General features: G+C 63.0%; 11 protein-coding genes and 2 pseudogenes. 8 read left to right on the forward strand and 5 right to left on the reverse strand.

All coding sequences use genetic code 11. The annotated features are described in order from the left end of the window. Positions 1-129 precede the first annotated feature (129 nt). On the forward strand, positions 130-978 hold the full coding sequence (locus tag OU800_RS08655; protein ID WP_268182899.1) for a CAP domain-containing protein: 849 nt from the start codon (positions 130-132) through the stop codon (positions 976-978). 9 nt (positions 979-987) lie between these two features. On the opposite strand, the gene OU800_RS08660 is transcribed toward OU800_RS08655, so the two are convergent. Next, positions 988-1,575 (reverse strand): NAD(P)H-dependent oxidoreductase, encoded by a 588-nt coding sequence (locus OU800_RS08660; protein WP_268182900.1) that lies wholly within the window; start codon positions 1,573-1,575, stop codon positions 988-990. A 150-nt stretch (positions 1,576-1,725) separates the two neighbouring features. Between OU800_RS08660 and OU800_RS08665 the strand changes: the two genes are divergently transcribed. The 5 genes and pseudogenes from OU800_RS08665 (at position 1,726) to OU800_RS08680 (ending at position 6,450) form a co-directional block, all read left to right on the forward strand. Further along, positions 1,726-2,022 carry a putative quinol monooxygenase gene (locus OU800_RS08665; RefSeq protein ID WP_268182903.1) on the forward strand — a complete coding sequence of 99 codons (297 nt, stop codon included), beginning with the start codon at positions 1,726-1,728 and terminating at the stop codon, positions 2,020-2,022. A gap of 214 nt (positions 2,023-2,236) precedes the next feature. Continuing rightward, a pseudogene (locus OU800_RS24285) lies at positions 2,237-2,869 on the forward strand (PAS domain-containing protein); the annotation flags it as partial. A gap of 153 nt (positions 2,870-3,022) precedes the next feature. Continuing rightward, a pseudogene (locus tag OU800_RS24290) lies at positions 3,023-3,454 on the forward strand (methyl-accepting chemotaxis protein); the annotation flags it as partial. 21 nt (positions 3,455-3,475) lie between these two features. Beyond that, positions 3,476-4,006 (forward strand): DUF1697 domain-containing protein, encoded by a 531-nt coding sequence (locus OU800_RS08675; protein ID WP_268182908.1) that lies wholly within the window; start codon positions 3,476-3,478, stop codon positions 4,004-4,006. Between the two features lie 365 nt (positions 4,007-4,371). Next, on the forward strand, positions 4,372-6,450 hold the full coding sequence (locus OU800_RS08680; protein WP_268182910.1) for a patatin-like phospholipase family protein: 2,079 nt from the start codon (positions 4,372-4,374) through the stop codon (positions 6,448-6,450). An 8-nt stretch (positions 6,451-6,458) separates the two neighbouring features. Here OU800_RS08680 and OU800_RS08685 read toward each other — a convergent pair whose 3' ends face one another. Next, entirely contained in the window at positions 6,459-8,468 is a 2,010-nt protein-coding gene (locus tag OU800_RS08685; RefSeq protein WP_268182912.1) for a peptidase U32 family protein, read from the reverse strand. A gap of 145 nt (positions 8,469-8,613) precedes the next feature. Here OU800_RS08685 and OU800_RS08690 point away from each other — a divergent pair, with 145 nt between their 5' ends. Further along, positions 8,614-9,258: a YecA/YgfB family protein gene (locus OU800_RS08690; protein ID WP_268182914.1), complete on the forward strand. Its 645-nt coding sequence runs from the start codon at positions 8,614-8,616 to the stop codon at positions 9,256-9,258. Positions 9,259-9,486: 228 nt separating this feature from the next. On the opposite strand, the gene OU800_RS08695 is transcribed toward OU800_RS08690, so the two are convergent. Beyond that, positions 9,487-9,957: a BRO-N domain-containing protein gene (locus OU800_RS08695; RefSeq protein WP_268182915.1), complete on the reverse strand. Its 471-nt coding sequence runs from the start codon at positions 9,955-9,957 to the stop codon at positions 9,487-9,489. A gap of 263 nt (positions 9,958-10,220) precedes the next feature. Between OU800_RS08695 and OU800_RS08700 the strand changes: the two genes are divergently transcribed. Then, positions 10,221-10,643, forward strand: coding sequence for a transcriptional regulator (locus tag OU800_RS08700; RefSeq protein ID WP_268182916.1), 423 nt, complete (start codon positions 10,221-10,223; stop codon positions 10,641-10,643). A 122-nt stretch (positions 10,644-10,765) separates the two neighbouring features. Here the strand turns inward: OU800_RS08700 and OU800_RS08705 are convergent, their stop codons facing one another. Continuing rightward, on the reverse strand, positions 10,766-11,587 hold the full coding sequence (locus OU800_RS08705; RefSeq protein WP_268182917.1) for an HDOD domain-containing protein: 822 nt from the start codon (positions 11,585-11,587) through the stop codon (positions 10,766-10,768). 176 nt (positions 11,588-11,763) lie between these two features. Continuing rightward, the gene (locus tag OU800_RS08710) at positions 11,764-12,111 is read right to left on the reverse strand and encodes a cupin domain-containing protein (protein WP_013716543.1); all 348 of its coding nucleotides are present in this window, start codon (positions 12,109-12,111) and stop codon (positions 11,764-11,766) included. Positions 12,112-12,187: the final 76 nt, after the last annotated feature.

Raw genomic sequence — 12,187 nt, forward strand, 5'->3', positions numbered from 1 at the left:
ATGCACGAAGTTTGCCGCCTGCTGGGAAGGCTTGTCCTGCCTGGGCCCGGCAGATCCGTTAGAGGCCGGTTATGCTGCGAGGCCTTATTGTCTGTCAATTCCACGACAGTTGCTGGGAGTTCGAGCGCTATGACGAAATGCGTTACAAGGTGTGGCCTGCTGATCGCGCTGACATTGCTCTGCGCCTGGGGCGCGCAGGCGGCTCAGCAGGAGCCGCTGATCGCGGCAATCAACGAATACCGTGGCCAGGTGCAGCGTTGTGCCGGCAAGGTGTTCGAGCCGCTGCCCGGCTTGAGCGCTGATCAGCGCCTGGAGTTGCCGGTGAACGGCAGTGGCGATTTGCAGCAGGAGCTGACGGCGACGGCTTACCCCATGGTCACCGTGCAGGCCATCAGCCTGTCCGGGCCGCGTGATGCGCAAGCGGCCATGCAGGCGTTGCGCGAGAGTTTCTGCCAGATCCTGCTCGATCCGCAGTTCGTCGACATCGGCATCAACCAGGTGGGGCGCGACTGGCGCGTGGTGCTGGCGCGGCCGTTGCTCAGTGCCAAGCTGGCGGATGCCAAGGTGGAGGGACAGCACCTGCTCGAGCAGGTCAACGCGGCCCGTGGGCAGGCACGCCAGTGCGGCGAGCAGCGCTTCGCCGCCGCGCCGCCTCTGGCCTGGAACGAGGCGTTGGGCGAGGCGGCATTAGGGCACAGCCGAGCCATGGCCAATGGCAATTTCTTCGACCACCTCGACCCGGATGGACGTACACCGGGTGATCGTGCCGAACTGGCCGGCTACCCGGGTGGCACGGTGGGCGAGAACATCGCCGCCGGGCAGGACTCGGCGCAGCGCGTGCTGCAGGGCTGGCTGACCAGCCCGGATCATTGTGCCAACCTGATGAATCCCGCCTTCAGCGACTTTGGCGGCGCCTACGCCAGCGACCCGAAGAGCGACGCCGGCATCTACTGGACGGCGCTGTTCGGCGGCCGATGAGCGCTTGCCTCAGACCACGGCGAACACCTCTGCCAGGTGCTGCTGATAGCGTGCCACGTCGCGCTCGATGTTCGGCACCTTCATCACGTCGTTGCAGATGAAGGTGGGCAGGGCGCTCATGCCGAGGAACTGGTTGGCCTTGTGGAAGGGGAAGTACACCGCGTCCACCCCCTTGCCCTCGAAGAAGTCCGCCGGATCCTCGAAGGCCTGCAGCGGGGCGTTCCAGGTCAGTGACAGCATGTACTGCTTGCCTTGGATCAGCCCGCCGCTGCCGTACTTCTGCGAGGCATCGGCGCGGGTACGGCCATCGTTGGCGTAGAGGCTGCCGTGGCCGGCGGTGAACACCTCGTCGAGGTACTGCTTCACCGTCCAGGGCGCGCCCATCCACCAGCCGGGCATCTGGTAGATGACCACGTCGGCCCAGAGGAATTTCTGCACTTCTTCTTCGATGTCGTAGCCGCCATCGATGAAGGTGGTCTTGAGGTCGAAGCCGGCACGGTCGAGAAAGGCCACGGCGGCGTCGTGCAGGGTGGCGTTGTATTGGCCATTGGAATGAGCGAACGCTTTGCCGCCATTGAGCAGGAGGATCTTTTTCATCGGGGTTCTCCAGAAAAACAGGGCCGCAGGTTATCCAGACCTGCGCGTGTGAAATACCCCGAGGCGGTCAAATCATTGTTGACTGAAAGTCACGAAATCAAGCGTTAACCCTGCAGTAATCTGAGGGCTCCGTTCACCCATGGAGCCTCCATGTACGCCTTCATCCTTCACGCCCATACCCGGCCCGAGCGGGCCGACGCCTTCGAGTGCCTGTTCCGCGACTACATCGAGCCCAGCCGCGCCGAGCCTGGCTGCCTCGAATATCACATGCTGCGCGACGCGCAGGATCCGACCCTGTTCATCTTCTACGAGGTATGGGCCTCGCAGGCCGCGCTGGACGCGCACATGGCCCTGCCGCACATGCGCGCCTTCCATGAGCGGCGTATGGACTACCTGCGCGCTGAACTGCAGGTGCGGGCGGTCGAGGTACTGGGGCCTGCCATCTGAAACTTCTGGTACGCGCGTGTCACGCTGCACGATCAACCTTCTATGCTTGATGCAGGCTGGCCTCAACAAATGCCGAGGCCTGCCGATCATCTGGTTGGGATCGCTTGCGGAGAAAGTCATGTTCGGTAACCGTTTGAAAAAGGAATTGCAGGAAAGGGACGCTGAGCTGTCTCTCTACAAGCAGCTCTATCAGGGCATCCAGGCGCAGATGATCATGCTCTCCATCGACCCTGCATGGCATATCGTCGAGGTCAACGACAACTTCGCCCGTTTCGTCGGCTATACTCCCGAGCAACTCAAGGGTCGCCCGCTCAGCGATATCGTGCCGAGCTACGTCAAGGATCTGCCCTGCTTCAAGAACCTCAGTGCAGCCATAGGCTCCGGTCGTTCGGTGAGCGATCGCTACCGTTTCCTGCGCAATGACGGTGCGCTGGTGTGGATTCAAGCCTGCTGGCAACCCGTGGCGGACGAGCGTGGCGCGGTGCGCCACGTTCAGTGCGTGGGCAGTGACGTGACCGAGAGCATGAACAAGGCGCGCGAGAATGAGGATTTCATTAACGCTCTGATGCGTTCCACGGCGGTGATCGAGTTCGACCTCAAGGGGCATGTGCTCAAGGCCAACCAGGCGTTCCTCGACACCATGGGCTATAGCCTGCAACAGATCCAGGGCAAGCATCACCGCATATTCTGCGAGCCGCAGGAGTCCTCCTCCGCGGAGTACGCCCAGTTCTGGGAGCGACTCAACCGTGGTGAGTTCGTCGCCGGGCGCTTCAAGCGCGTGGACAGCCATGGCCGGGTGGTCTGGTTGGAGGCCACCTACAATCCGGTGCACGATACGCAGAATCGCTTGTACAAGATGGTCAAGTTCGCCACGGTGATCACCGACCAGGTCAACCGCGAGCAGGAGGTCAACGACGCCGCCGAGACCGCTTACGGCATTTCCCAGCAGACCGACAGCAATGCCCAGCGCGGTGCCCAGGTGGTGACCGAGACGGTGCAGACCATGCAGCGCATTTCCCAGGAAATGACCGCGGCCAGCGAGGGCATCGAGGCGCTGGGCAAGCAGTCGATCCTCATCAGCACCATGGTGCAGACCATCGGCGGTATCGCCCAGCAGACCAACCTGCTGGCACTCAATGCGGCCATCGAGGCGGCGCGGGCGGGCGAACAGGGCCGTGGCTTCGCCGTGGTGGCCGACGAGGTGCGCCAACTCGCCAGCCGCACCAGCAAGGCCACCGAAGAAATCGTCGGCGTGGTGCAGGACAACCAGAAGCTGGTGGACGCCGCCGTGAGCAACATGGTCAGCAGTCGCGCCCAGGCCGAAGCGGGCCTGGAACTGGCCAACCAGGCCGGTGACGTGATCGTGGAAATCCGCCAGGGCGCCAAGCAAGTGCTGGGCGCCGTGGAGCGCTTCGCCAGCCAGTTGAAATAGCCTGCCTTTCAAGGACAAGCCATGAAGTACTGTGCGTTTCTGCGCGGCGTCAATGTAAGGGGCACCACCATGAAAATGGCGGATGTCTGTCAGGTATTCGTCGACGCCGGGATGGAGGCGGTCAGTTCCGTACTGGCTTCTGGAAACATCGTCTTCACGTCGGCTGAACAGGCTGAAGCATCGAGGCGGGTTCTTGAAAACGCCATGGCGCAGCGGTTTGCCTATAAGGCCTTCCTGTTCGTCAAGTCTCGGCAGGAAATAGAAAGCCTCCGTGACGGCAATCCTTTTGTGCAGAAGGATGAGCTTCATGTCTATGCCTTTGTCGGCAATGCGGACATAGCACAAGTGCTGATGCAGGAATTCGATGCGGCCTCCAAAGCGGAGCACGAGGAGGCTGCCATCGTGAACAATGTCTTCTATTGGCAGGTGCCGAAAGGCAATACCCTGGATTCTGCTTTCGGCAAAATCCTGGGCAGAAAAAGTCTCAAGGACCGCTTCACCAGCCGCAACATCAATACCTTCGAGAAGGTCCTCAAGAAGATGGGGAAATAGAAAAAGGCTTCTGGAGCCAGAGGCTTTACCCCGGCACTCTTCTGAACGGCTCTCAGCCGTCGCCGACCGATACCCCATATTGGGTGCTTGACCTCGAGTCGACTTCAACCGGCAGTCTTGGCCTGACACTTTTGGAGGTAAGGACTGCCTCCTCGTGCTGGGGGCGCAATGCAGACACTGCTGAGGCCATCTGGCCTTTGGCCTGGGTCTGTACCTGGGTGTCATTATTTTGTCTTTTTGCCTGAGGGGAAGGCCGTACCTGGCCAGCTCCGGCAAAAAGTTGGCGAAATGGTGGCTATGCTTCATCCGTCGCGGTCAGGGTATGGGTCTGTATGACTGCATGGAAAGCGGGGAGGGGATAGATCATGGAGCCGTTTCGTATCGGTATCACGATGGCTGGGGCCATCTCGGCAGGGGCTTACAGCGCCGGTGTGCTGGATTTTCTGCTGTATGCGCTGGACGAGTGGCAGCAGGCCAAGGACAAGGGCGAAGCGGTGCCCGAGCATGAGGTCGTGGTAACGGTCATCTCCGGCGCCTCGGCCGGAGCAATGACCGGGGCACTGGCCCTGCCGGCACTGGCCGAGGGCTTCAAGCCCGGCTGGCAGAATTACCCCGAGCTGGGCCGGGTCGACTACAGCCTGCCGCGCCTCTACCAGGCCTGGGTTCGCTTGCCCAGTTTCGTCGCGCCGAAGGGCGGGCCGGATCTGCTGGGGCTTGCGGATCTCAAGCGCACTGACGAGAACAAGAAGCCCTTGCCGGTGCAATCGCTGCTCGACAGCAGCGTGCTCGATGGCATCGTCGACAAGACCTTCCTCGGGCTCGGCCAGCTCGCCGAGCCACGGCCCTATATCGCCCAGGGTCTGCATCTGTTCATGACCCATACCAACCTGCGCGGTGTGCCCTATGAAGCGCACTTCCAGGGGGGCGCACAGGGGCAGCCGGGCTATCCGATGCGGTTGCACGCGGATCGGGTGCACTACCGGCTCGAGGGCCTGGGCAGTACGCCGGTAGCGAGCCCCTGGGCCGACAATGAGTGCCTCGAGCGCTTCACCCTGTCCGTGCATCAGTTGCAGGGTATGCAAGGCAGGCTGCCGGATGAGTGGCAGAGGTATGCCGCTGCGGCACTGGGCTCTGGCGCCTTCCCTGTTGGCCTCAGTGCCCGCAGTATCAGCGGGCAGACCTATCATGAGCACGCAAAGCGCAGTTGGCCGCTGGTCAGCTTGTACAGGCCGGGGGCTTCGCCGCGCCTGGAGCCGAGCTTCCCCGAGCAATTGAAGGGGCCGGACAACCCGCCCATCTCCTATGTCACGGTCGACGGCGGAGTGCTGAACAACGAGCCCTTCGAGCTGGCCCGCTGGACCCTGATGGAGAACCCACCTCGTTCCAACCCACGCACCGAGGATGGGGGCGAGTGCGTCGATCGTGCGGTGATCATGATTGACCCCTTTCCCGAAGCCGATCCGTACCCGCTGACCGATGCGTTGGATCTGAGCCTCATGTCGGTCATCGGCAAGATCCTGCCGGCCATGAAGAGTCAGGCGCGCTGCAAGCTGGATGAGATCGTCGCGGCCATGGAGCTGTCCTACAGCCGTTTCCTCATTGCTCCGCGTCGCTATGACGAACAGGGCAACGCGCAACGCTACGGCATTGCCTGTGGCCTGCTGGGGGGCTTCGGCGGGTTTCTCAGCGAACGCTTTCGCGCCCACGATTACCAACTCGGTCGGCTCAATTGTCAGCGCTTTCTGATGGAGTATTTCGCTCTGCCCGAGTCTTATCAGGTCGTGCAGCAAGGTTACGACTGCCTGAAGGCGTCGCACCTCAAAGGCTTTAGCTGCAGCCCAGGCGGGGTGGCCTCGCGGCCGCTGATTCCGCTGGTGGGCGCGGCGGTATCGCCGATCCAGCCACTGCCCTGGCCCAGGGTGCTGCGCAGCGAGGTCGAGGAAGTGGTGGCCAAGGCTATGGTGCGCGCCAATGTGCTGGTGCCGCAGCTATTGCGCCAGCAGGTGAGCAAACCGTTGGTAAAAGGGCTGATGCGGCTGGCCTGGTCCATCTGGGGCAAGGGCGGCGTCGAGGACATGATCCGCTTCACCCTGCTCAGCGAACTGCTGACACGCGATCAACTGATGAGCCTCAGGGGCAGCGTGCCGCACAAGCTCAACGAAGAAGAGCGCACGCTGCTGGCGGCACTCTGCTCGCCGGCCCATGACCTGCGTACCGTCGATGGCCTGGTGGCGGAGACCCGGCTGGACAGGCAGCAGGTGCTGCTGTTTCTCGAGCGCCGTGCCGACATGCTCTGGCGCGGGCCCAAGACCCAGGGCGGGCGCCGAACCTACACCATCGACGAGCGGCGGCCAGGCTTGCAGCGCAGGCTGGTGATCCTGCGCAAGTTGACGGAGCTGACCAACGGCAAGCTGGAGATCGATCTGCCCAACGATGAGCTTTAAGCCCGGGCTCAGTGGCTGTAGCCCGGCTTCTGGCGGATGGTCTTGAGCAGGTCGTCCGGGCTGATATGGCCGACCACCTGAGTGGCGGCGCTGCCCGGTTGCGGCAGGTCGAGGATGTGCCCCTTCATCTTGCCGATCACGTGCATCTCGCAGGGCTTGCAGTCGAACTTCAGGGTCAGCACCTCATCGCCGTGCACCAACTGCATCGGCGCCACCTTGGTGCGCACGCCGGTCACACCCTTGGCCTGCTTCGGGCACAGGTTGAAGGAGAAGCGCAGGCAGTGCTTGGTGATCATCACCGGTACTTCGCCGGCTTCCTCGTGCGCTTCGTAGGCGGCGTCGATCAGTTGCACGCCATGGCGATGGTAGAAGTCGCGGGCCTTCTGGTTGTAGACGTTGTAGAGGAACGACAGGTGCGATTCCGGGTACACCGGCGCCGGGTCGCTCTCGGCCTTGCGGCGGCCACGCGGGTGCGCGGCGACGCGGGCCTCGGTGAGCTTGTCGATGGCCTCGCGGCGCAGCGCCTTGAGTTGCGAGTTGGGCACGAAGAACGCCTGCGGTGCATCGAGGGTCACACCCTGGGCGTGGTAGATGGTGGTGCCGAGCTGGGTGAGCAGGTCGCGCAGGCCATCGAGCGCCTGTTCCGGCTTGTTGGCCGCGCCGAACGGGCCGTGCAGGGCGACCTCGACGCTGATGCCTTCTTCGCTGGTGGCGGTGAGCTTGAGTGCATCTTCACGTAGCTCGGCCTTCCAGCTCAGGCCAATACGGCGTTCGGCGCTGGTGCGTTGCAGCGCTTGCTGCCAGTTATGGTCGAGGTTGCGGCTCAGCGGGTGATTCGGGCGCAGGCGCAGCAGCCCTTCGGGCATCTCGTTGGGCTCGACGCGGTAGCGGTAGCGCTTCTCGCCGTCTTCCTCGAACTCACCCTTGAGTTCGCAGATGTTGGCGCGAAAGCCCACCACCTCGCGCTTGACCAGCACGTTGAGGCCGTCGCCGTTGGACAGCGGCTCATGGGTGACGGCGATCAGGTCGTGCTTGTTGACCTTCTCCACATGCCCGACCGGCAGGCCGGTAAAGGTGGGTGAGTCGAAGGCGCCGATGTCCACCTTGCGCTCGGTGACGAAGTAGTCGGTGCTGCCACGGTGGAAGGTCTTGTCCGGGTCGGGCACGAAGAAGTGCGCGGTGCGGCCGCTGGAAGCGCGGGCCAGGTCCGGGCGGTCTTCGAGGATGGCGTCGAGTTCGCGGCGGTAGTGGGCGGTGATGTTCTTCACGTAAGCCACGTCCTTGTAGCGCCCCTCGATCTTGAACGAGCGCACGCCGGCCTCGACCAGGGCGCGCAGGTTGGCGCTCTGGTTGTTGTCCTTCATCGACAGCAGGTGTTTTTCGTAGGCGATCACCCCGCCTTTCTCGTCCTTGAGGGTGTAGGGCAGGCGACAGGCCTGGGAACAGTCGCCACGGTTGGCGCTGCGCCCGGTCTGCGCATGGGAAATGTTGCACTGGCCGGAGAAGGCCACGCATAGCGCGCCGTGGATGAAGAACTCGATGGCCGCGTCGGTGGCGTCACTGATGGCGCGGATTTCCTGCAGGTTCAGCTCGCGCGCCAGCACTAGCTGGGAGAAACCGGCCTGGTCGAGGAATTTCGCCCGTGCCAGGGTGCGGATATCGGTCTGGGTGCTGGCATGCAGCTCGATGGGCGGAATGTCCAGCTCCATCACCCCCATGTCCTGCACGATCAGCGCATCCACCCCCGCGTCGTAAAGCTGGTGGATCAGCGCGCGCGCCGGCTCCAGCTCGTCGTCATGCAGGATGGTGTTGAGGGTGGTGAAAATGCGCGCGTGGTAGCGGCGGGCGAATTCCACCAGCCTGGCGATATCGCTCACCTCGTTGCAGGCATTGTGCCGTGCGCCGAAGCTGGGGCCGCCGATATAGACGGCGTCGGCGCCATGCAGGATGGCCTCGCGGGCGATCTCGACATCGCGGGCAGGGCTGAGCAGTTCCAGGTGGTGCTTGGGCAAGGACATGGTGTTTTTTCTTTATCAGGCGACACGGGCAAGGGGCGCATTGTAGCGGGCGGCGGCGGTGAGGGCACTCGCCAGATGCCGGGCGGCTGGCAATACGCGCCGATGCAGTTACAGTAGCGACTTTTTTTCAGACGGAGGTGTGGCGATGGACAACAGAGGCTTGGAGAAGCTCGATCAGTGGCTGCTCAAGTACGGCAACGATCACTCGATCCTGTCCGCCAGTGAGCTGGATGGCTTCTTCGCCGCCATCGTCTCCGCCCCGCGCCAGGTCGCGCCGGCCGTCTGGTACTCGGCCATCTGGGCCGACCAGCCGCCGCAATGGCCCAGCGACAAGGAAGGCGAGCGCTTCATGAAGCTGGCCGTCGAGCTGATGAGCGAGGCGGCCTACATGCTTGCCGAGGAGCCCGACGACTACGAGGCGATCTTCCTCGCCGACGACAACGGCAAGGGCGAGAAGCTGATCGTTTCCGAGTGGTGTGCGGGCTACCTGCGCGGCGCCGCGGTGGCCGGTTGGCTGGAGGCGGCGCTGCCCGACTCGGTTGCCGTGGCCTTGAATCTGATCATCCTGCACGGCGATGAAAGCAGTAGCGAGACGCTCAAGGCCATGTCGGATGCCGAATACGACGCCTGCACGGCGATGATCGAACCCGCCGCCGTCGAGCTCTACCAGTACTGGCAGCAGAACCTGGATCCCTTGCTGCCGGTACGCCGCGAAGAGGCCAAGGTCGGCCGCAACGACCCCTGCACCTGCGGCAGTGGCAAGAAATACAAGCAGTGCTGCATGCCTTGAGTCGAGGGCGGTTGCTCAGTGATTGCCGAGTCGAACCTGCGCCGTAATCGCCTGCCTGCGTGATCGTTTGAAGCAGAGCGCGCAAAAGCTGGCCCTCTCCTTCGGGTTGCGCGGCAAGTTGCGCCATGCGTCGTTGCGGGATTTGGCAAGGGAACGACCATCCATCCCGCGCCTAGCCCGGCGCAATTTGGCGCAGCAACGCGGCTCGCGTCGGAACGGCAACAGACCCTAGCGATCCAGCGAAACCAGTTCATTGGCTGGCTGTACGTTCAGCAACTCCGGCCGGCTGCCGAATACCTGCATCACATCGTCCATCGACAACCACCAATCGTCGTGCCACTTGAGGGCGCGCAGGCGTTTCTCGGCCATGTCCAATTGGCGGTAGCTGGGCAGGTTGGCGCTACTGAACAGGTAGGGTAGCAGGCTCTGGCAGAGCCAGGCGAACAGGCGCCTGCTACGTGCGTTGTTGCCGTTGAGGCTCAGACGTAGCAGGTTTTCCAGGTCGATCATGGCCTGCGGCGTTTCCTCGTTGCCGAACAGGATGCCCTCCGGACGGCAGTGCAACAGCAGGGCGGCATCCTCGTCGCTCAGCTCCAGGGCCTGGCAGACGGGCTGCGCGGCGAACCAGAAGCGACCATCGGCCGCGCGCTGCACGGTGAAACGGATGTCTTCAAAAACCGGGTGGATTGGACTGGTCATGGCGCCCTCCCTAGCAGGCTGTTGAAAAACTACCTACGTTGCCATTGCTGCGTTAAAAACAGCCTCAAAATACTCATTTACAACACGTAAACTGCGCTTTTTCGGCTGTTTTTGCCTTGCACTGGCTGCCTCGCCTACGTTTTTCAACGGCCTGCTAGTGCGTGGTACAACAGCCTGTCGAATGGCGATGAAACCATGAATTTCATTTAAAATACAACTGACTGTTCAATCAAGCATGGAAGCGGAATTTAACGTCCGCCTCCATGACCGAGAAAATCGAATTCGCCCAACGCCTGCGCAGTGCCATGCTCGCGGCCGGCTATCCTGATCGCCCAGCCGTGCTCGAACGTGAGTTCAACTCACGCTATTGGGGGCGCTCCGTGACCTTTCAGGCTGTGTCGCGCTGGTTGCGTGGCGAGGCCATTCCCTCTCAGGAGAAGTTGCAGGTGCTGGCCGAGTGGCTGCGCATCGAGCCGCAGGTGCTGCGCTTTGGTGAGCAGGCCGCGCTTGCCGTGCGCGAGCAGCGCGGCCGCTGGGAGGATCCCAAGCACTATCAGGAGCGTGAGGTCATCGAGGCCTTTCTGGCGCTGCCGCCCGTGCAGCGCAAGGTGGCGCGCGAGGTGGTGATGGCCTTGGCCGTGGCGGCCAAGGTCGATAGCGGGAAGAAGCCTGGCGGCAAGGGCTGAGCGTTCCTCAAACCTGTGTAGGCGCGAATGTGTTCGCGATCATGGCCGGGCACCGGGCCAAAGCCTGTCGCGAATAAAGGCTAGGCGTCCCCTTCGCTCCTACAGTGGCAAAAAGCCTAGCCTCAGCCCAGCAGTTCGGCGAAGGCCTTGTCCGCTTCCAGCACGGCGGGCAGGGCGGCGAACAGGGCGGCGAGATCGACTTCCTCGAACAGCGGGCCTTCCAGGCTCTTCTGGGCTTTTTCGCCGAGGCCATCGGCTTCCAGCGCTTCGCCGACCGCCACGGCCTGGGCTACCAGGCGTGCATAGCGGCCATCGTCCGGTGCGGCGTTGGGGCGGGCCTGGTAGGCGATGGCGTTCTGGATCAGTTTGGGCAGTTGCCAGCGGCGCGCCAGTTCGGCGCCTACTTCGGGGTAGCCGAAGCCCAGTTGCAGGGTTTCCTCTGCGGCATGGGCGGCAGCTTCACGCTGCGGCTGGCGGTTGAGCTTGCGGGCGAAGTCCGGTGCGCCGGCCTGGATCAGTAATTCACCGATGTTGTACATCATGCCGCAGGTGAAGGCAGCGTCGGCATCGAGCTTGAGTTGCTTGGCCAGGGTGCGGGCGATGCTCGCCACGCGGAAGCTGTGGATCCAGAAGCTCTTGAGATCGAAGCCGGTGTCCACCTTGAAGGCGCCGGTGACCGCCGAGGCCATCACCAGGGTGCGCAGGGTGTTGAAGCCCAGGCGCATGGCGGCATCCTCGACGCTGGTAGCCTCGCGCGCACCGCGAAAGCGCGCCGAGTTGGCCAGGCGCAGCACCTTGGCGGCGATCACCGGGTCGCGCTCGATGTTGCGTGCCACGCTTTCCAGGCTGGAGGTGGGGTTGTCGAATTGCTGGATCAGCTCCTGCGCAACCTTGGGAATGCTGGGCAGGCTGTGCAGTTCGGCAAACAGGCTTTCGATGTTCATGAATGACTCCGCTCCGACGCGCTGTGGACAATGACTTGAGCATAGTCAGGCCATACACGCATGCCAGTCTCGAGGCGTCGTTCAGAGGGAGAGAAGGTTGTCGATCAGGTGGGGGAGGTGGCAGTCCGCTGCCGTCCAGCGGGGCCGGGGCGATAGCCTCGGCGCCCGCCAGGGAGTCAGGCGAAGACGAAGTACTTGCGCACCGTTTCCACCACTTCCCAGGTGCCTTTCATGCCCGGTTCGACCACGAAGATGTCGCCGGCCTTGAGGTGGATCGGCTCCATGCCGTCCGGGGTGATGATGCAGTAGCCTTCCTGGAAGTGGCAGTACTCCCACTTCACGTACTCGACGCGCCACTTGCCGGGGGTGCAGATCCAGGTGCCCATGATCTTGCTGCCGTCATCGGAGGTGTAGGCGTTGAGGTTGACGGTGTGCGGGTCACCTTCGATGCGCTCCCATTTGCAGGCATCGACGACGGGCATCGGCTGGGTGTCGCGCAGGACGGTGATCGGTTTGTTGGCCATGTCTGGCTCCCGGTGCGAATGAAAAAGGGCCTTCACCATAGGCTGCGTGGGCACGGGGAAATTGTCTGGGCTCGAC

The organism is Pseudomonas sp. GOM7, assembly GCF_026723825.1.
GTDB lineage: Bacteria > Pseudomonadota > Gammaproteobacteria > Pseudomonadales > Pseudomonadaceae > Aquipseudomonas.